Consider the following 17937-nt stretch of genomic DNA (forward strand, 5'->3'; position numbering starts at 1 on the left):
GACGAGCCAAGTGACCGAAGCAGGACTGACCATGCTCAATCGGACGGCGGACAGCGTTGCCCGGGCTACGCCCGAGCCGTTGGCCCGCAAGGTCCGGGGCATCAGCGACAAGGGCCTCGCCTGGCTGTTCATCTCGCCGACGATCCTGTTGCTTTTAGCTATCAACATCTTTCCGCTGTTCTGGGCAATCTATCTGTCCTTCACCAATTTTCGCGCCAATCGGCCCAACGAGGTTGTGAAGAACCTTGGGCTGGCAAACTACAAGCGCATCCTCGCCGACCAGGACATCTGGATCGCCATGCAGACGACGGCGCATTTCGTGTTCTGGACCATCCTGCTGCAGACGCTGATCGGCTTCACGCTGGCTTGGCTGATCGACCGCAAGTTTCGCGGCCACGCCTTCTGGACGACAATCATCCTGGTGCCGATGATGCTGTCGCCGGCGGTGGTCGGTAATTTCTGGCGCTTCCTCTACGAGCCGCAGATCGGGCTGTTCGCCTACGCCGTTTCGTTCGTCACCGGCATTCCGGCAACCGAAATCAGCATGCTCTCCAACGTGTCACTGGCGCCATGGTCGATCATCATCGTCGACACCTGGATGTGGACGCCTTACGTGATGCTGATCTGCCTCGCCGGCCTGCGCTCGATCCCCGAATACATCTACGAAGCGGCCGAGGTCGACCGCGCCTCCAACTGGCGGCAGTTCTGGTCGATCACGCTGCCGATGGCGCTGCCCTTCATCATGCTGGCGGTGCTGTTTCGCGGCATCGAGAACTTCAAGATGTTCGACATGGTCAATTTGCTCACCGGCGGCGGGCCGGGATCGACCACCGAAGTGGCCTCGATCACGCTGAAGCGGCAGGCCTTCGAAAGCTGGCGGACGGGCTATTCCTCGGCCTTCGCCATCATCCTGTTCGTCGCAGTGTTTGGCCTCGCAAACATCTACGTCAAGGCGCTCAACAAGGTGAAGCAGAGATGAGCCTGACGTCAGCCCATTCCGTTGTCGCGCCGTCGGCCACGTCGAAGCGCGTCGCCGGCACGATCATCGTCGCCTACGCGCTGATCTCGATCGTGCCGCTGCTGTGGATCTTCGCCACAAGCTTCAAGACGCCGCCGGATTCGATCGCCTATCCGCCGAAGATCCTGTTCCAGCCCAGCCTCGAGGGCTACTGCAACCTGTTCTCGACCCGGACTCGGCAAACACCGGAATACATCAACTCGCTGGGACCGGCGACGGGCCTGTGCGACGAGACGGTGCGCAAGCGCAACATGGTGATCGCCGGCCCGTCCAACTTCATGCCGCGCTTCGTCAATTCGCTGATCATCGCGTTCGGCTCGACGTTTTGCGCGGTGTTCCTCGGCACGCTGTCGGCCTATGGTTTTTCGCGCTTCAAGGTGCCGCTCGCCGACGACCTTCTGTTCTTCATCCTGTCGACGCGGATGATGCCGCCGATCGCCGTCGCCATCCCGATCTACCTGATGTACCGGGAGCTTGGCCTGTCGGACACGGCTCTCGGCATGATCCTGCTTTATACGGCGGTCAACGTGTCCTTGGCGGTGTGGCTGCTGAAAGGCTTCATCGACGAGATCCCGCGCGAATATGAAGAAGCGGCGATGATCGACGGCTACACCAGGCTGCAGGCGTTCTGGCGCACGGTACTGCCGCAGGCGACCACCGGTATTGCCGCAACCGCCATCTTCTGCCTGATCTTTGCCTGGAACGAATATGCCTTCGCTGCGCTACTGACCTCGGGCACGGCGCAGACCGCGCCGCCCTTCATCCCGACCATCATCGGCGAAGGCGGTCAGGACTGGCCGGCAGTCGCGGCCGGCACGACGATCTTCCTGGTGCCGATCCTGGTCTTCACCATCCTGCTTCGCAAGCAATTGCTGCGCGGCATCACCTTTGGCGCGGTGCGTAAATGAGCATGACCGCAAAACGCAAATCGCGCTGGCCCGCCTGGGCCAGGCGCGGGCTGATGGAAAACGTCGCCACCGCGATCATCGCCATCGGCTTCCTGATGCTGTTCCAGCCCTTCGCACTGGTGCTCTACACCTATTCCTTCATCACCATGCTTGCGGGCACGGCGATGTTCATCATCGTCTCGAAATTTCCGGAGTAGACGATGGCCGAGATCAGGGTCGAACATCTGAGGAAGGCATTCGGCGATTTCGTCGCCGTGCAGGATTCCAACTTCGTCGTCGAGGACGGCGAATTCTTCGTCATGCTGGGGCCGTCCGGCTGTGGCAAGACGACGACGTTGCGCATGATCGCCGGGCTCGAACTGCCGACCGGCGGCAAGATCCTGCTTGGCGGCGAGGACGTCACCATGCGGCGTGCCCGCGAGCGCGACATCGCCTTCGTCTTCCAGCTGTTCGCGCTCTATCCGCACATGAATGTGCGGAAGAACATCGGCTTTCCACTGCTGGCGCAAGGCATGCCAGGCGCTGAAATCCGGAGCCGAGTGGAGGAGACGGCGAAGCTTTTGCGGATCGACCATCTGCTCAACAAATCGGTCTCCGGGCTTGCCGGCGGCGATCGCCAGCGCGTGGCGCTCGGCCGCGCCATCGTACGGCGGCCAAAATGTTTCCTGATGGATGAGCCGCTCGGCACGCTCGACACCGAATTCCGCGACCTGATGGTCCATGAATTGCGAGAACTGCACAACCGCATCCACGCCACCACCGTCTATGTCACGCATGACCAGATGGAAGCGATGTCGATGGCCGACAAGATCGCGGTGATGAACCACGGCGTCATCGAGCAGTTCGGCACGCCGCGCGAGATCTACGACCGGCCGGCGACGATGTTCGTCGCCGACTTCATCGGCTCGCCGCCGATGAATTTCCTCGGCTTCGGCGGCGGGCTTTCAAAGGGCGCCAGGGAAATTGTTGTGCAAGGCGCGAAGGTGGCCGTGCCGGAGATCCGCGAGGACGTCGCGCCGGCCGAGATGGCGCTTGGCATCCGACCGGAGCACATCCGCTTCGACGACGCTTCGAAGCTGCGCGGTGCTATTTACGGCACGGAATATCTCGGCACCACTCAGATCGTGGCGGTGGAGACAGCAGACGGCATCATCAAGGCCAGGGTGCCGGCCGAAATCCGGCTCAATCCGGGCGATCATGTGGGCCTGGCGCTGAGCAGCGCGCGGCTGTCGCTGTTCGCAAAAGGATCCGGCCGTGCGGTGCGCACCGAAATCCATGACTCGGCCTCCCAGGGGAGAGCACATCATGGCTGACGTTCACATCAAAAGCGTGACCAAGGCTTTTGGCGAGCATGTCGCCGTCGACAATCTCGACCTGCATATCGCCGACGGGGAATTCGTCGTGCTGCTCGGGCCGACCGGCGCCGGCAAGACGACGACGCTCAGGCTGATCGCCGGGCTGGAGCGTCCGGAAGCGGGCTCGATCCATATTGCCGGCCACGACACGACGACGCTGTCGCCGGCCGAGCGCGACACCGCTTTCGTGTTCCAGCAATATTCGCTCTATCCGCATCTGTCGGTTTACGACAACCTCGCCTTTCCGCTGCGCTCGCCAGCACGGAAAATGCCGGAGGATCAGATCCGCCGCCGCGTCGAGGACGTGGCCAAGATGGTGCGCATCCACCACAAGCTGAATAATCGCTCGACCAAACTCTCTGGCGGCGAGATGCAGCGCGTCGCCATCGGCCGCGCTTTGGTGCGCAAGCCGTCGATCTACCTGATGGACGAGCCGCTGTCGTCGCTCGACGCCAAGCTGCGCGCCGATCTCAGGCTCGAGCTGAAGCGCATCCAGGCGGAACTCGGCGCCACAATGCTCTACGTCACGCACGACCAGATCGAAGCGATGACCATGGCCGACCGCATCGGCATTCTCGCCGACGGCGTGCTGGTGCAGATCGGTTCCCCGCGCACGATCTATTCTGAGCCGGCAAACCTTCACGTCGCCGCAAGGCTCGGCCAACCGGCAATCAATTTGTTGCCGGTCGGACTGCTGCCGGATGGCGGCGCGCCGGCGGGAACAAAGACGATCGGTGCTCGTACCGAACATCTTTCGATCGAGAAGGCGGCGAACGGCCATGCCGACGGCGTCGTCGATTGGGTCGAGCATCTCGGCGACCAGAACCATCTGCATGTGACGGTGGGGACCAGGAAGCTGGTAACGCTAACCGACCCCGACACCGACCTGGCGCAGGGCGACAAGATCATGATCCGCTATCGCTCGCCGCTGTATTTCGGCCCCGATGGGCGACGGCTGATGTGAGCGCTGCGCGAGTGTTTTCCTGGCACCTTTCAACCGGCAATTTCGGGCACCGGACTGGACCAATTCGATGAAGCATTTTTTCAATCGCAGGGATAATATCGTAACTGAGGCCCTGGACGGCTTCCTCGGTACGACCGGCGCCGGCGATCTCGCTCGCCTCGACGGCTATCCCGAGATCAAGGTCATTCTCCGCGCGGACTGGGATAAGACCAAGGTCGCGGTCATTTCCGGCGGCGGGGCCGGGCACGAACCTGCCCATGCCGGCTTTGTCGGCATTGGCATGCTGACGGCGGCGGTTTCGGGCGAGATCTTTGCTTCGCCGAGCGTGGAAGCGGTATTGGCCGCCATCCGCGCGGTGACCGGTCCCGCCGGGTGCCTGCTGATCGTCAAGAACTATACCGGCGATCGCCTCAACTTCGGCTTGGCCGCCGAGAAGGCGCGCGCCGAAGGCTTCCCCGTCGAGATGGTGACCGTCGCGGACGACATTGCCCTGCCTGATATTGCCCAGCCGCGTGGCGTTGCCGGCACCTTGTTCGTGCACAAGATCGCCGGCCACCTGTCGGAAGCCGGCAACGATCTGGCGACGGTTGCCGCTGCGGCGCGGGCCGCGGTGGCGGATATCGTTTCACTCGGCATATCGCTGTCATCGTGCTCGATCCCCGGCCAGAGCCATGACGAAAGATTTGGCGCCAACGACGCTGAACTCGGCCTCGGCATCCATGGCGAACCGGGCGTTGAGCGGATTGCGGTGCAAAGTGCCGAAAGGCTGGTTGCGATCATGTCGGAGCGCCTTGCCGCGCGGCTCGATCCGGTCAGCGACTACGCCTTGCTGATCAATAATCTCGGTTCGGTGCCACCGCTGGAAATGTTGCTTGTCGCCAATGCGGTATTGGCTTCACCGCTGGCACAAAAGGTGACGCTGACAATCGGGCCCGGGCAGCTTATGACCGCGCTCAACATGAACGGCTTTTCCCTGTCGTTGATCCGGCTCAATGCGTCGCGCGAAGCGGCGTTGCGGGCGCCGGTAGGCCCTCACGTCTGGCTGCCGGCAAGAGCCGTTCGCCAAGCCAGCGTCGTGCCGATGGCCAAAGCCGCCGGCCCGAACAACGCGTCGAAAGCCAGCAAGGACGCACGCACCGACCGGTTGGTTATCGCGGTCTGCGAACGGCTGATCTCGCTTGAAGGCGCGTTGAACGGACTGGATGCCAAGGCGGGAGACGGTGACACCGGATCGACTGTGGCGGCCGGTGCGCGCAGCGTGCTTGGCCGCATTGCGACACTGCCGCTCGCTGACCCTGCCGCAACGCTCGCCGCCGTCGGCGACATCCTGAGCGCCAGCATGGGCGGCTCTAGCGGCGTGCTGTTGTCGATCTTCTTCACCGCCGCCGCGCAGGCGCTGGAGTCTGGCGAAACGCTTCCCAAGGCGCTTCTCGCCGGCCTCGATCGGATGTCCTTCTATGGTGGAGCGAGGGTCGGCGATCGCACGATGATCGATGCCCTGGAACCCGCCTTGAGGGCGCTGGATAGGGGGAGTCTGGAAGATGCGGCGGTCGCGGCGCAACGCGGAGCCGAGGCCACCGCTGCCATGCGCAAGGCCAAGGCCGGACGGTCCGCCTATATTGGCAGCCAGCTCGACGGCGTGGTCGACCCCGGCGCCTTTGCCGTCGCCGAGGTCTTCACTGCCCTCGCTGCGTTGCTCGAACCCGCTTGACTGGGGAAAAGAATGCTTCAATTGCCGGATATGCAATTTTCTCGTACTGCCGGCAGCACAGGGGCCAGGAGCATGGGTGATATGGCGGCAGCGGATATTTCCAGGCTGATCGAGGCGGCGGCAAACGCGATCGCCGCACATGCCGAAGAGCTGACCAGTCTCGACCAGGCCATCGGCGACGGCGACCATGGGCTCAACATGAAACGCGGCTTCGAGGCAGTGCGGGCCGAGGCCGGCGCGTTTGCGGCAAAGCCGTTGCCCGAGGCGCTGAAGGCGATCGGCACCAAACTGGTGATGACCGTCGGCGGAGCCTCCGGTCCCTTGTTCGGCACGCTGTTCATGGCGCTCGGCAAGGAGATTTCCGCCGCGCCGGGTCGCGCCGACCTGGCGGCGGCCTTCGGCAAGGCGATCGAAGCGGTTGCAGCCAGAGGCAAGTCGCAGGCCGGGCAAAAAACCATGCTAGACGTGCTGCAGCCGGTGCATGAGGCCCTGCTGCAGGGAAAGACGGCAGCGGACATCGTCGAGATCGCCGACAACGCGGCCGACGCGACCGTGCCGATGAAGGCGCTGCGTGGGCGCGCCTCATTCCTTGGCGAGCGTTCGATCGGTCATATGGATGCCGGCGCACGCTCGACTGCGCTTCTGGTGCGGGCCGTAGCCGAGGCAATCGAGAGGCGCGCATGAGCAATGTCGGCATCGTCATCGTATCGCATTCGCCGCTGGTCGCCGAAGGCACCGCCGACATGGTGCGGCAGATGGTCGGCAACGAAGTGCCGCTTGCATGGTGCGGCGGAAACGGCCATGGCGGGCTGGGAACCAATGTCGAGGCGATCATGGGCGCCATCGACAAGGCCTGGTCGGAGGCGGGGGTCGCGATCCTCGTCGATCTCGGCGGTGCCGAGACCAATAGCGAGATGGCGGTCGAGATGATCGGCGAACCACGCGCCCAGAAGATCATCGTCTGCAATGCGCCGATCGTCGAAGGCGCGGTGATGGCGGCGACCGAGGCTTCCGGCGGCGCCTCGCTCAGGGAAGTGGTGGCGACGGCGCACGAATTGTCGCCGTCGTGAACGAACGGGAATTTTGACAAGCATGTCCGCAGCAGCCGAAGCCAGCGTCCTGATCACCCATGAGGTGGGACTGCATGCGCGTCCTTCGGTGAAGTTCACCAAGCTTGCCAAGACGTTTTCGGCCGACGTCGAGATTGCGCTCGCCGCCAACGGGCCATGGTTCGACGCCAAGAGCATCGTCAAGGTGATGGCGGCGAAAGCGCCGAAAGGCACTGTCCTGCATATCAGAGCCAAAGGGGACGGCGCCGGCGAGGCGGTCGGCGCACTGGTCGAGCTGGTGCGGCGCGATTTCGACGAAGGCAAGGACCATGCCCGAACCGCTTAGGCTGCAGGGCATTTCGGCATCGGCCGGCTATGCCGAGGGGCCGCTGTTCGATCTGGACCAGGCTGCTGTGCGTTATGTCCGCAAGGCGACTGCCGCGGACGAGAAGGCGGCGCTTGAGGTCGCCATCTCCATTGCCGCAGGCCGGCTCGCGACATTGATCGAAACCAGCGACAGCGAGGCGGCCGGGATCCTCGAATTCCAGCTCGCCATGCTGGAGGACGACGCGCTGACCGGCCCGGCCTTTGCGCGAATTGCCGAGGGCATGGCTGCTGATGTGGCTTGGCGAAAAGCGCTCGACGCCGAGATAGCCGGCTATGAAACATCCGAGCAGGACTATTTCCGGGCGCGCGCGGCCGACATGCGCGACATACGCGACCAGGTGCAACGCGCGCTTGCCGGGGGCGGCGACATTGCCGCGCCGGCAGGTGCGATCTTCTACGGCGAGGATATCGCACCGACGCGCTTCCTCGAAACCGACTGGAGTGCCGGCGGCGGCATAGCACTTACGGCCGGAAGTGCCGCAAGTCATGTCGCAATGCTGGCACGCTCACGCGGCGTGCCAATGGTGGTGGGGTTGGGGCTCGTAGCGCGTGGGGTAGCCGGGCCCGGTGCTTCGCCGGCTCACCTTGCCGGAATCGCACTGCTCGATGCCGAACATGGCGGCATCGTGTTGGCGCCTTCGAAAGCGGAGATCGACGCATTCCGGCGATCGTCATCGTCTTTCGCGGCGCATCGCGACAAAGCGGCAGCCTATTTGACAAGGCCGGCAGCAACGAAGACCGGCATAGCGGTCCACGTGCAGGTGAATATTGCCGATCCGTCCGATGTCGACCGCATCGATGCTGCGGCGTGCGACGGTGTCGGGCTGATGCGGACCGAATTCCTGTTCGGCAAGACGCTGCCGGACGAGGAGACGCAATATCGCGCCTACCGTAGAGTGCTGGAATGGGCAGGCGACAGGCCGGTGACGATCCGTACTGTCGATGCGGGCGGCGATAAACCTGTGCCGGGCCTGACCGTCGAGGAAGGTAATCCATTCCTTGGCCTGCGCGGGATCAGGCTGTCGCTGATGCGTCCGGAGGTCTTTCGTGTGCAGATCCGCGCCTTGCTACGTGCCGCCATGCACGGCAATCTGAAGGTGATGTTCCCGATGATCGCCGTTCCGGAAGAGTATGAACACGCCACCGCGCTGTTCGCTGAGGAGCAGGCTGATCTTTTGGCGCGCGGCATCGCGCACAAAATGCCGCCGCTTGGCATTATGGTCGAGGTGCCGTCGGTGGCCATCGCACCGGAGGCATTCGCCAAGGCCGCCTTCTTCTCGATCGGTTCGAATGATTTGACCCAATACGTGATGGCCGCCGCGCGCGACAATGCGTCGGTCGCACATCTGAATTCCGTCAGGCACCCGGCCGTGCTCCGGCTGATCGCCTCGGTTGCCGCCTTCGCCTGCGAGCATAATATCCCGGTCAGCCTGTGTGGCGATGCCGGCGGCGACCCCGCCTCGATCCCGGCGCTGCTCGAAACCGGCCTGCGTGGCCTCTCCGTCGCTCCCGCCCAACTCGCGATGGCCAAGGCGGCCATCGCGGACGTTTCGATCTAGGCCCCGGTATGGCAGACAAGGCGTCGCAGTCCGGCCCCGAAGAGGCGATCCGCGCCTACAAGACGATCCTGTCGCAGGTGATCGACCAGCGCCCGTCCGGCATGCGCCAGCGCCTCGCTGATGCGCTGGGCAAGCATCGCAGCTTCGTCACGCAGATTTCCAGCCCGGCCTATTCGACGCCGATTCCGTCGAAGCATTTGCCGGCTATCTTCTCCGTCTGCCATTTCAGCCCGGCCGAACGCGATCATTTCCTTGAGGCCTACCATCGGGCGCATCCGGGAAAGATGTCGCTGGCCGCAGGCTTGCGCAAGACACGCCATGTCTCGCTGATCGTTCCCGATTTCGGCGACGACAAGCAGAACGCGGCGCTCGACCGGGCGGTCAACGATTTCATCCAGAAGATCACCAGCATCGCCGGCAAGGGCAGCTGACGCTGGGCTATTTCGGGAGGACGGCCATGAAGAAATTTTTGAATTCGGTCGATACGGTGCTGACCGAGAGCCTCGACGGCTTCGTTGCCGCGCATGCCGATATCCTGGCGCTTGGCGAGGAACACAAATTTGTCCGCCGCAAGCTGCTCACACCGGGCAAGGTGGCGCTGATCTCCGGCGGCGGCTCGGGTCACGAGCCGCTACATGGCGGGTTCGTCGGGCACGGCATGCTGGATGCGGCCTGCCCCGGCCAGGTATTCACCTCGCCAACGCCTGACCAGATGATGGCGGCGGCCGAAGTCGTCAATACGGGCGCCGGCTGCCTGTTCATCGTCAAGAACTACGAGGGCGACGTGATGAATTTCGACATGGCCGCTGAAATGTCGGAAGGCGTGATGCAAATCGTGACCAATGACGACGTTGCGGTCGAAAACTCGTCCTACACCACCGGCCGGCGCGGCGTCGCCGGCACGCTGGTGGTCGAGAAAATCGTCGGCGCGGCGGCCGAACAAGGCATGGCACTGGAGCCGTTGAAGGCGCTCGGCGAGCGCGTCAACGGCGCGACGCGCTCGATGGGCGTGGCGCTGACCAGTTGCACCGTGCCGGCGGCGGGCAAGCCGACCTTCGATATCGGCGACGGCGAGATGGAGTTCGGGGTCGGCATCCACGGCGAGCCTGGGAGGCGGCGCGACACATTGAAAAGCGCCGATGCTATCGCCGAGGAGATCTGTACCGCAATCCTGGGTGACCTGGGCGACGGTGCCAGAGGCCAGGCGCTACTCTTCGTCAACGGCTTTGGCGGCACACCGTTGATGGAGCTTTATCTGATGTACAACAGCGCCCGCAAAATCTTCGAGAAGCACGGCGTGACGGTGATCCGGTCGCTGGTCGGGTCCTATGTGACCTCGCTCGACATGGCCGGCTGTTCGATCACGCTGAGCATGCTCGACGACGAGGCGGCTGTTTGGTGGGATGCACCGGTACATACGGCCGCGCTGCGCTGGGGCATGTAGCGGCGGAGAATGCCCCAGAAATAGTCGGTGACAAGACCGGTATCGGCAACGCCGCGCATCGCCAGACAGTTGCCCTCCTCACCCTGCGTAAGATAGAGAATCTGCGGGTTTGGGGAGTTCGAGCATGCGTTACAATTGGGATCGGGCGCCGACGGGTTTCGAGCGCCATGGAAAGGTGCTGGCAGCCGCCTTGCTGATCGTCGGCGGGGTCGGACTTATGCTCGCTGCCCTCCCGCTTTAGGGACAACAAACTCGGGTAGCGGACTACGTCTCAGCGCGTTGCCTCAATGCGCCTGGCCAGTCACGGCGATGAAACGGCGGTCGGGCCCTTCAAATCCTTGGCTGAAGCGCTGCACGAGCACCGCAAGCACGCCCGGTTTTCCATCCGGGGTGAATGCGTAAGATTCCGACAGGCTGTAGGAAGTCGGGCAATTCCTCGAACCGGGCACCGCCTTGTCCTCATGCAGCAGCTTGATCGGCTTGCCGTCCTGACCCTGCAGCGTCAGGCGAAAGCCGAGCGCCTTGCCGGTCGTTTCGCCTTGCTGCGTCGCGTCGAAACTCGCTGAACAATCCGCCGTGCTGTCGGCACGGATCTGCTCGAGCTGGATGGTGCCAAGCTCGTCATAGGCCGGCGAAAGCCATTTTTGCGAAACCTGCTCGAGGCGCGCAATGTCATTGTAGGCGACCATGTCGTCGGGAAAGGTGAACCTGTCCAAGGCAGTCCGCTCGCCGCGCGGCGCGATGGCACATTTGGCCAGCAAGGGCGCCGCCAGTTCGGCGGCCTGTGCCCTCGCCTGCGCAAGCGTCAATGTCGAATCCTCCGTCTCGTCGGCGATGACGATCGGCTTGCCGCCGACGAACTCATCGGTCCGCGTGTCGATGATGTCGATCTCCGACCAGCCCGAATCCGAAGCACCGGCATCGAGCGTGCCGTACTGCTCGAAGGGGAAATAGTTGCCGTCGGGCGAAAAGCCGATGATGCGCCTTGCCGCCGCATCGCCGGCCTGCGCAGCTGAAGCGAGCACCACCGCCAGCGTCGCAACCGCGGCAAACCCAAGGTCATATCGCAATTTCATCGCGCCCTGCCCCTAATGCCGAAAATTCGAACGATACCGGCCCCCAGACCACCATGACCCGCACTTGCGGCCAAGTTAGAACGACAGCAAACGAAACGCACAAATACATGGTTACACAAACCAGCATACGCTATTTCAAGGACAGCAAACATTCCTGGGGAGGAAGCTGGATGGCGTCACGCTACCACGAGGTCTATGACGGCTGGAAACGCGACCCGGAAAAATTCTGGGCCGATGCCGCCGGCGCAATCGACTGGTTCTCGCCCTTCGAGACGGTGTTCGACGCCAATGCCGGCGTCTATGGCAGGTGGTTCGTTGGCGCCTCGTGCAACACCTGCTTCAATGCCGTCGATCGTCATGTGGCGGGCGGCCGTGCCGACCAGATCGCGTTGATCCATGACAGCGCGATTTCGGGCACAATCAGGAAATTCACGTATGCCGAGTTTAAGCGCGAGGTGGTCGCGCTGACCTCGGTGCTCAAGAATCGTGGCATCCAAAAAGGCGATCGCGTCATCATCTACATGCCGATGGTACCGGAAGCAGCCTTCGCCATGCTTGCCTGTGCGCGGATCGGCGCCGTGCATTCGGTGGTCTTCGGCGGCTTTGCCTCGCATGAGCTCGCCACCCGCATCGACGACGCCAAGCCGAAGCTGATCATCTCCGCTTCCTGCGGCCTGGAGCCAGGGCGCGTCGTTGCCTATAAGCCGTTGCTCGACAAGGCGATCGAGATGTCGCGGCACAAGCCGGAAAGCTGCCTTATCCTGCAGCGCGACCAACTGCGCTGCGAACTCAGGGAAAACCACGATATCGACTATGCCGACGCCGTGGCGCGGGAGCGGGCCGCGGGTGCCAATGTCGACTGTGTTCCGGTGCTTGCCACCGATCCGCTCTACATCATCTACACGTCGGGCACGACCGGCCAGCCGAAGGGAATCGTGCGTGACAATGGCGGCCATATGGTCGCGCTGAAATGGTCGATGGAAAACGAGTTCGGCGTCAAACCGGGCGAAGTGTTCTGGGCGGCTTCCGATGTCGGCTGGGTGGTCGGCCATTCCTATATCGTCTACGGCCCGCTGCTGCATGGCTGCACAACGATCCTGTTCGAGGGCAAGCCGGTCGGCACGCCCGATGCCGGCACCTATTGGCGTGTGATCGCCGAGCATGGCGTCGTCGCGCTGTTCACCGCGCCAACCGCCTTTCGCGCTATCAAAGGACAGGACCCGAAGGGCGAATTCGTCCCGAAATACGACCTGTCCAAATTCCGGACGCTGTTCCTCGCCGGCGAGCGCGCCGATCCGGAAACCATCAAATGGGCGGAGCAGAAATTGACCGTGCCGGTGATCGACCATTGGTGGCAGACCGAGACCGGCTCGCCGATGACCATCAACCCCGCCGGACTGGGCCTGCTGCCGGTCAAATACGGCTCGCCCGGCGTGCCGATGCCCGGTTATGACATCCGCGTGCTCGACGATGCCGGGCATGAGGTCAAGCGTGGTACGCTTGGCAATGTCGTGGTGAGATTGCCGTTGCCCCCCGGCTGCCTGCCGACGCTGTGGAATGCCGACGAGCGGTTTCGCCAAGCCTATCTCGACGAGTTCCCCGGCTTCTACAAAACCGCGGATGCCGGCATGATGGACGAGGACGGCTATCTCTATGTCATGGCTCGCACCGACGACATCATCAATGTCGCCGGCCACCGGCTATCGACCGGCGCCATGGAGGAGGTTCTGGCCGCGCATCCCGACGTCGCCGAATGCGCCGTCGTCGGTATTGCCGATGCTATGAAAGGCCAGGTTCCACTCGGCTTCGTCGTGCTGAATGCCGGCGTCGACCGCGACGCCGGCATCATCGAAAACGAGGTTGTCACCCTGGTGCGCGAACGGATCGGCCCGGTCGCTGCCTTCAAGACGGTGGTGACGATCAAGCGCCTGCCGAAGACGCGCTCCGGCAAGATCCTGCGCGGCACCATGCAGAAGATCGCCGACAAGGAGGAATGGGCCATGCCGGCAACGATCGACGACCCGGCCATCCTCGACGAGATCACCGCCGCGCTGAACCGCCGCGGCATCGGCCTGTAAGGGGCGTCCGAAGCTCCGGTATGGAACGACCGGCGCCGGACGTGGTATCCACGCGCGGTGTCGTCATGTTGTTTCGGAATCGAGACGCACCCACAGCCATGCGAGATGCCATACGTGACCCTGTTCCAGCGATCGAGAAAGCCCCAGGCCGCGGCACGCCAGCGGCTGGAGATCGATATGCGGGGCGCAGTCGTCTATGCGATCGGCGACGTGCATGGCTGCTACAAGGAACTCCGCGCCCTGGAGCAGAAGATCCTGCTCGATTCGGCGCCCTTCGAAGGGCGCAAGCTCATCATCATGCTTGGCGACTACGTCGATCGTGGACCCCAGTCGGCGCGTGTGCTCGATCATCTGCTGGCGCCACCGCTCCATGATTTCCAGCGCATCTGCCTTGCCGGCAACCACGAAGTCGTGATGCTGAACTACGTCGACGGGATCATTTCGAGAGAGTCGTGGCTGGCGATAGGCGGCCTGCAAACGCTGTTTTCCTACGGCGTCGACCCGTCGCGCATGGCCGATCTGTATGGGTCAAGCGAGGAGGTCGACAAGCGCATTCGGGAAGTCATTCCAGCCGACCACATTAGCTTCATGCGCGCGCTGCCGGTCATGGTCTGTTCGGCGAAATTCGTGTTCGTCCATGCCGGCATCAGGCCCGGCATCGAGCTGGCCGCGCAGGACGAGGACGACCTGCTGAATATCCGTTCGGACTTCTTCGACGCTGCGCATCTTCTCGACCGCTATGTCGTGCACGGACATACGCCGGTCGACACTCCGAAGCTCGAGGGACGCCGGCTTGGCATAGACACCGGCGCCTTCCAAACCGGCCAGCTGACCGCCCTCAGGATCGTCGACAACCGCGCCAGGTTGATATTTTCCTGAGCGCGATGTCGTCGCTCAGGCGGCTGCCTTGGTGCGCGCTTCCGATTTTTCCAGATAGTAGCTCGAATATTTGTCGAAGAATTTTTCCGAGCCGCCGATCGCGCCATATTTGGCCAGCTTCTTCAGTTCGACCTTGTTCAGCACCGCGCCAATGATCTTCTTGGCGATGTAGGGCTCCGAGCTGAGCATGGATTGCACCATCGCACGCGGCGTGCGTCCCCACTCGGTGACCAGCACGAAGCCGTCGACAAGCGGAGCGAAGGCCTTGGCGTCGACGACAGGCCCGAGCGGCGGCAGATCGACGATGATGTATTCGAAGGTTTCCTTGGCGTTATCGATGAAACGCCGCATGCCGGCTGAAGACAGAAGCTCGCTGGTATGCGAAAACTGGCCGCGCAGGACGGCCGGGATGATAGCCAGCTTGGTCTGCCGGTCGATCTTGCCGACCGACTGCCATGTCTGCCCGCTCACCACAGCTTCCATCAGGCCCTGCTCGGCCTCCATACCGAGGCTGCGGCTGAGGCCGGGATTGCGCAGGTCGCCGTCGATCAGCAGCGTTTTCGATCCGTTGACGGCAAGCAACCCGGCAAGATTGGCCGCCACCGTCGACTTGCCTTCGCCGGGAAGCACCGAGACCACGCCGATGACCCGGCTGCCCTGGCCCTCCATGACGACGTCGAAGGCGATCTTGGCGTTGCGCAGCGTCTCGGAGAACATCGATGCCGGTGCATCAACGGTTACCCGCATCCGCGCACGTTTTTCGGCTGCCGACAATGTTTTGGAGGGCTGGGATTTGGAGGACTTGGCGGTCTTGGATTCAACGACCTTGACGTCAGGCTGACCGCCATTGCGCTGGTCATCCTTGCCAGCCTTGCCGATGACCGGCAGGTAGCCGAGGAATTTGAGGCCGACCCGGTCGCGCACATCCTCGCCGGTCCTGAAGAAGCGTTCCCTGAATTCATTCAGGCCACCAACCCCTGCGCCCATCATTATGCCAAGCGCCAGCGAAAGCCCCAGCACGATGGCCGTGCGCGGGGTTGCGGCCGACTGCGGCATCGTCGCGTCCGAGATGACCCGGATCTTGCCGACCGGGAAGGATTGCTGCTGGGCGGCCTCCTCATAGCGGTTCAGGAACGTCTGGTAGAGTGTCGACAGCGCCGTCGCCTTTTGGTCCAGCTCACGCAGCTTGACCTGCGACTGGTTGTCGATGGAGCTCTTGCCAGCCGCCAAGGCGACATTTGCGCGGAGCGCGGTTTCTCGCGCCAGAGCGACCTCGTATTCGTTGCGGTAGCTTTCGGTCAGTTGCTTCAGCTCGCCGAAAATCTGCGCCGATATGTCGGCCTTCTCCTTGGCGAGCGCGACGGCCTGCGGATGTTGCGGGCCGAAATTGGCTTCGACGTCCTGCTGCCGCTTGGCGACGGCGAGATAGCGGTTCTTCAGCGTCGTGATGACGGAGCTGCTCGGCTGGTCGTTCGATATCGCGGCGTCCTTGAATGCATTGTCCGAGCCGCTTTCGACGATCGACTTGTACTGCTGATAGCGGGCGCCGGCACGTGCGGTATCGGCCTGCGCGACGATCAGCTGGGTGTTGAGATCGGACAATTGCTTGTCGCTGATCAGCTGGCCGTCATTGACGGCCAATCCGTGTTCGGCCCTGAACTTTTCGACCGCCAGTGCAGCCGCCTGGGAGCTCTCACGAAGCTCGGTCAGCCGGCCTTGCAGCCAGACCGCCGCCCGCTCGGTCGCGTCGAAGCTGGCATCGAGTTGATCGGCTAGATAGGCATCGGCATAGGCCTTGGTGATGGCGGTCGCAAGCGCCGGATCGGTCGCCTGAAAAGAGATGCTGATGACAAAGCTCCGGCCGATCCGCTCGGCATCGAGTTGGCTCTGCAGTTTGAAGATTGCGTAGTCACGGGGCGATGAGGATGCGGTGATCGCGTCACGCGTCGCAGCATCAAGCTGAGTGACATCGGTTGTGCTAGCGGCGCGCTTGGGGCGGACAGACTGGACGATACCGCGCACAAAGCCAGCAACCTTCGACAGGGCCGATGTCGGAGGGTTCATGAAAGCGTCGTTCTGATCGAGCTTCAGCTTGTCGACGACCACCCCAGCCAGCCTGGCCGACTGTAGTATTTCGATCTGGCTCAGAACGGCGGAGTCGGTCTGCATGCTGACCGACGCCGCCGAAATGTCGTCGACGACCTTGTTCAATCCTTCGTCGATCAGCACGCTGCTCGTCGCCACATAGGTAGGAGGCGTCGTCTGCAAATAGAGCACGCCGAGAAAGAGACCGATGACGGCGCAGGCGGCAACCACTTTCGCCTGCCGCGCGGCCATGCCAAGCAGGCGCTCGATGTCGATGAAGTCTTCGGCGTTTGCCGCATTAGAAGCCGGCAATGGCGTCCTCTTGTCGACAGGAAAATTGGCATAGTTCATCTTCGGTCCAATTCTAGTTTGCAGGCGCTACCGCCTCGAAGGTCGGGACATAGGGTGCAAACCTTGCGCCGGACAGTGCGCGTCGCGCGCGGCGCAACGGCCTGTCCTGCGTCATCAGCCGCACCCACAATGCCTCGAAAAAATGGACATTATGCGGCTTCTTCCCGACGCTGATGCGACCGGACGAATTCCTGCAGCATCTCGAAGATCGGGCCCTTCATGTCCTCCCGCGCCAGCGCGAAAGCGACATTGGCCTGAATGAAGCCCTCCTTCGAACCGCAGTCGAACATGCGGCCGTCGAAAGGCTGGGCGAAGAAGGCCTGGGTCTGTGCGAGACGCACCATTGCGTCGGTCAGTTGTATCTCGTTGCCGGCGCCGCGCTGCTGGCTGGCCAGCAACGAGAATATCTCGGGCTGCAGGATGTAGCGGCCGTTGATGTAGAAGTTCGATGGCGCGTTGGCAGGAGCCGGCTTTTCGACCATGGCCGTCACCTCGAAGCCCGTGCCGACATCAGCGCCGCGCCCGACAATGCCGTATTTGCTGGTCTCGGTCGGATCGCAACGCTCGACGGCGATAACGTTTGCGCCAGTCTGCGCATAAAGATCGGCGACCTCGGCGAGACACCCGCGCCCGCCGAAGGACACCATGTCCGGCAAAAGCAATGCGAAGGGCTCGTCACCGATGACTTCGCGCGCGCACCAGACGGCATGGCCGAGGCCTTGCGGCGACTGCTGGCGGATGAAGCTCGTCGCGCCGGCGACGGGAAGCAGGCTTTCAAGCGATTCGAGTTGCGCCTTCTTGCCGCTCTGCTCCAGGGTTCCGATCAGTTCAGGATGCAGGTCGAAATAGTCCTCGATCACCGCCTTGTTGCGGCCGGTGACGAATACGATGTGCTCGATGCCGGCCTCGAACGCCTCGTCAACCGCATATTGCACGACAGGCCTGTCGACCACCGGCAGCATTTCCTTCGGCATGGACTTGGTCGCCGGCAGGAACCGCGTTCCGAGCCCCGCCACCGGTATGACTGCCTTCCTGACTTTTTTCATTGCATGTTCCTTCTGAGGAGATCGATT

General features: G+C 62.9%; 17 protein-coding genes. 14 read left to right on the top strand and 3 right to left on the bottom strand.

All coding sequences use genetic code 11. The features are described 5' to 3' along the window. Window positions 1–31: 31 nt before the first annotated feature. From NKI18_RS01715 to dhaK, 12 genes are all read left to right on the top strand, one after another. Window positions 32–979 carry a carbohydrate ABC transporter permease gene (locus tag NKI18_RS01715; RefSeq protein WP_031211681.1) on the top strand — a complete coding sequence of 316 codons (948 nt, stop codon included), beginning with the start codon at window positions 32–34 and terminating at the stop codon, window positions 977–979. After that, complete coding sequence (locus NKI18_RS01720) at window positions 976–1926, top strand: carbohydrate ABC transporter permease (RefSeq protein WP_023676335.1); 951 nt, start codon at window positions 976–978, stop codon at window positions 1924–1926. The genes NKI18_RS01715 and NKI18_RS01720 overlap by 4 nt, the downstream gene beginning before the upstream one ends. Continuing rightward, window positions 1923–2123 (top strand): hypothetical protein, encoded by a 201-nt coding sequence (locus NKI18_RS01725; RefSeq protein ID WP_352614443.1) that lies wholly within the window; start codon window positions 1923–1925, stop codon window positions 2121–2123. The genes NKI18_RS01720 and NKI18_RS01725 overlap by 4 nt, the downstream gene beginning before the upstream one ends. Window positions 2124–2126: 3 nt before the next feature. After that, the gene (locus NKI18_RS01730) at window positions 2127–3239 is read left to right on the top strand and encodes an ABC transporter ATP-binding protein (RefSeq protein ID WP_023676333.1); all 1113 of its coding nucleotides are present in this window, start codon (window positions 2127–2129) and stop codon (window positions 3237–3239) included. Further along, window positions 3232–4245, top strand: a complete 1014-nt coding sequence (locus tag NKI18_RS01735) for an ABC transporter ATP-binding protein (RefSeq protein ID WP_023676332.1) — start codon at window positions 3232–3234, stop codon at window positions 4243–4245. Before NKI18_RS01730 ends, NKI18_RS01735 begins: the two co-directional genes overlap by 8 nt. 67 nt (window positions 4246–4312) lie before the next feature. Further along, the gene (locus tag NKI18_RS01740; RefSeq protein WP_353018689.1) at window positions 4313–5956 is read left to right on the top strand and encodes a dihydroxyacetone kinase subunit DhaK; all 1644 of its coding nucleotides are present in this window, start codon (window positions 4313–4315) and stop codon (window positions 5954–5956) included. 81 nt (window positions 5957–6037) lie between these two features. Beyond that, entirely contained in the window at window positions 6038–6640 is a 603-nt protein-coding gene (gene dhaL, locus NKI18_RS01745) for a dihydroxyacetone kinase subunit DhaL (RefSeq protein WP_352577804.1), read from the top strand. Beyond that, window positions 6637–7026, top strand: a complete 390-nt coding sequence (dhaM, locus tag NKI18_RS01750) for a dihydroxyacetone kinase phosphoryl donor subunit DhaM (protein ID WP_352448466.1) — start codon at window positions 6637–6639, stop codon at window positions 7024–7026. The genes dhaL and dhaM overlap by 4 nt, the downstream gene beginning before the upstream one ends. Window positions 7027–7048: 22 nt before the next feature. Then, window positions 7049–7351, top strand: coding sequence for an HPr family phosphocarrier protein (locus tag NKI18_RS01755; RefSeq protein ID WP_023676329.1), 303 nt, complete (start codon window positions 7049–7051; stop codon window positions 7349–7351). Continuing rightward, window positions 7335–8951: a phosphoenolpyruvate--protein phosphotransferase gene (ptsP, locus tag NKI18_RS01760; protein ID WP_352614441.1), complete on the top strand. Its 1617-nt coding sequence runs from the start codon at window positions 7335–7337 to the stop codon at window positions 8949–8951. The genes NKI18_RS01755 and ptsP overlap by 17 nt, the downstream gene beginning before the upstream one ends. 8 nt (window positions 8952–8959) lie before the next feature. After that, window positions 8960–9382 carry a hypothetical protein gene (locus NKI18_RS01765; protein WP_023676327.1) on the top strand — a complete coding sequence of 141 codons (423 nt, stop codon included), beginning with the start codon at window positions 8960–8962 and terminating at the stop codon, window positions 9380–9382. A 26-nt stretch (window positions 9383–9408) separates the two neighbouring features. Further along, complete coding sequence (dhaK, locus tag NKI18_RS01770) at window positions 9409–10395, top strand: dihydroxyacetone kinase subunit DhaK (protein ID WP_352454687.1); 987 nt, start codon at window positions 9409–9411, stop codon at window positions 10393–10395. 284 nt (window positions 10396–10679) lie between these two features. On the opposite strand, the gene NKI18_RS01775 is transcribed toward dhaK, so the two are convergent. Continuing rightward, on the bottom strand, window positions 10680–11471 hold the full coding sequence (locus NKI18_RS01775; RefSeq protein ID WP_352614439.1) for a DUF2259 domain-containing protein: 792 nt from the start codon (window positions 11469–11471) through the stop codon (window positions 10680–10682). Between the two features lie 170 nt (window positions 11472–11641). Between NKI18_RS01775 and NKI18_RS01780 the strand changes: the two genes are divergently transcribed. Both NKI18_RS01780 and NKI18_RS01785 read left to right on the top strand, forming a co-directional pair. Continuing rightward, window positions 11642–13549, top strand: a complete 1908-nt coding sequence (locus tag NKI18_RS01780; RefSeq protein ID WP_352614438.1) for a propionyl-CoA synthetase — start codon at window positions 11642–11644, stop codon at window positions 13547–13549. A 177-nt stretch (window positions 13550–13726) separates the two neighbouring features. After that, window positions 13727–14428 (top strand): metallophosphoesterase family protein, encoded by a 702-nt coding sequence (locus tag NKI18_RS01785; protein ID WP_352614436.1) that lies wholly within the window; start codon window positions 13727–13729, stop codon window positions 14426–14428. Between the two features lie 15 nt (window positions 14429–14443). Here the strand turns inward: NKI18_RS01785 and NKI18_RS01790 are convergent, their stop codons facing one another. Beyond that, window positions 14444–16864, bottom strand: coding sequence for a polysaccharide biosynthesis tyrosine autokinase (locus NKI18_RS01790; RefSeq protein WP_352614435.1), 2421 nt, complete (start codon window positions 16862–16864; stop codon window positions 14444–14446). A gap of 149 nt (window positions 16865–17013) precedes the next feature. Continuing rightward, entirely contained in the window at window positions 17014–17910 is an 897-nt protein-coding gene (locus NKI18_RS01795; protein ID WP_023676320.1) for a UTP--glucose-1-phosphate uridylyltransferase, read from the bottom strand. Window positions 17911–17937: the final 27 nt, after the last annotated feature.

Source organism: Mesorhizobium sp. M0800 (genome assembly GCF_040320095.1).
Classification (GTDB): Bacteria; Pseudomonadota; Alphaproteobacteria; order Rhizobiales; family Rhizobiaceae; genus Mesorhizobium.

What these genes read in the sequence shown, in the direction of transcription:
- NKI18_RS01775 (WP_352614439.1), bottom strand. Translation starts at nt 11,471, where the DNA reads ATGAAATTGCGATATGACCTTGGGTTTGCCGCGGTTGCGACGCTGGCG.
- NKI18_RS01755 (WP_023676329.1), top strand. Translation starts at nt 7,049, where the DNA reads ATGTCCGCAGCAGCCGAAGCCAGCGTCCTGATCACCCATGAGGTGGGA.
- dhaM (WP_352448466.1), top strand. Translation starts at nt 6,637, where the DNA reads ATGAGCAATGTCGGCATCGTCATCGTATCGCATTCGCCGCTGGTCGCC.
- NKI18_RS01780 (WP_352614438.1), top strand. Translation starts at nt 11,642, where the DNA reads ATGGCGTCACGCTACCACGAGGTCTATGACGGCTGGAAACGCGACCCG.
- NKI18_RS01715 (WP_031211681.1), top strand. Translation starts at nt 32, where the DNA reads ATGCTCAATCGGACGGCGGACAGCGTTGCCCGGGCTACGCCCGAGCCG.
- NKI18_RS01730 (WP_023676333.1), top strand. Translation starts at nt 2,127, where the DNA reads ATGGCCGAGATCAGGGTCGAACATCTGAGGAAGGCATTCGGCGATTTC.
- NKI18_RS01720 (WP_023676335.1), top strand. Translation starts at nt 976, where the DNA reads ATGAGCCTGACGTCAGCCCATTCCGTTGTCGCGCCGTCGGCCACGTCG.
- NKI18_RS01765 (WP_023676327.1), top strand. Translation starts at nt 8,960, where the DNA reads ATGGCAGACAAGGCGTCGCAGTCCGGCCCCGAAGAGGCGATCCGCGCC.
- NKI18_RS01735 (WP_023676332.1), top strand. Translation starts at nt 3,232, where the DNA reads ATGGCTGACGTTCACATCAAAAGCGTGACCAAGGCTTTTGGCGAGCAT.
- ptsP (WP_352614441.1), top strand. Translation starts at nt 7,335, where the DNA reads ATGCCCGAACCGCTTAGGCTGCAGGGCATTTCGGCATCGGCCGGCTAT.
- dhaL (WP_352577804.1), top strand. Translation starts at nt 6,038, where the DNA reads ATGGCGGCAGCGGATATTTCCAGGCTGATCGAGGCGGCGGCAAACGCG.
- dhaK (WP_352454687.1), top strand. Translation starts at nt 9,409, where the DNA reads ATGAAGAAATTTTTGAATTCGGTCGATACGGTGCTGACCGAGAGCCTC.
- NKI18_RS01740 (WP_353018689.1), top strand. Translation starts at nt 4,313, where the DNA reads ATGAAGCATTTTTTCAATCGCAGGGATAATATCGTAACTGAGGCCCTG.
- NKI18_RS01790 (WP_352614435.1), bottom strand. Translation starts at nt 16,864, where the DNA reads ATGAACTATGCCAATTTTCCTGTCGACAAGAGGACGCCATTGCCGGCT.
- NKI18_RS01785 (WP_352614436.1), top strand. Translation starts at nt 13,727, where the DNA reads ATGCGGGGCGCAGTCGTCTATGCGATCGGCGACGTGCATGGCTGCTAC.
- NKI18_RS01725 (WP_352614443.1), top strand. Translation starts at nt 1,923, where the DNA reads ATGAGCATGACCGCAAAACGCAAATCGCGCTGGCCCGCCTGGGCCAGG.
- NKI18_RS01795 (WP_023676320.1), bottom strand. Translation starts at nt 17,910, where the DNA reads ATGAAAAAAGTCAGGAAGGCAGTCATACCGGTGGCGGGGCTCGGAACG.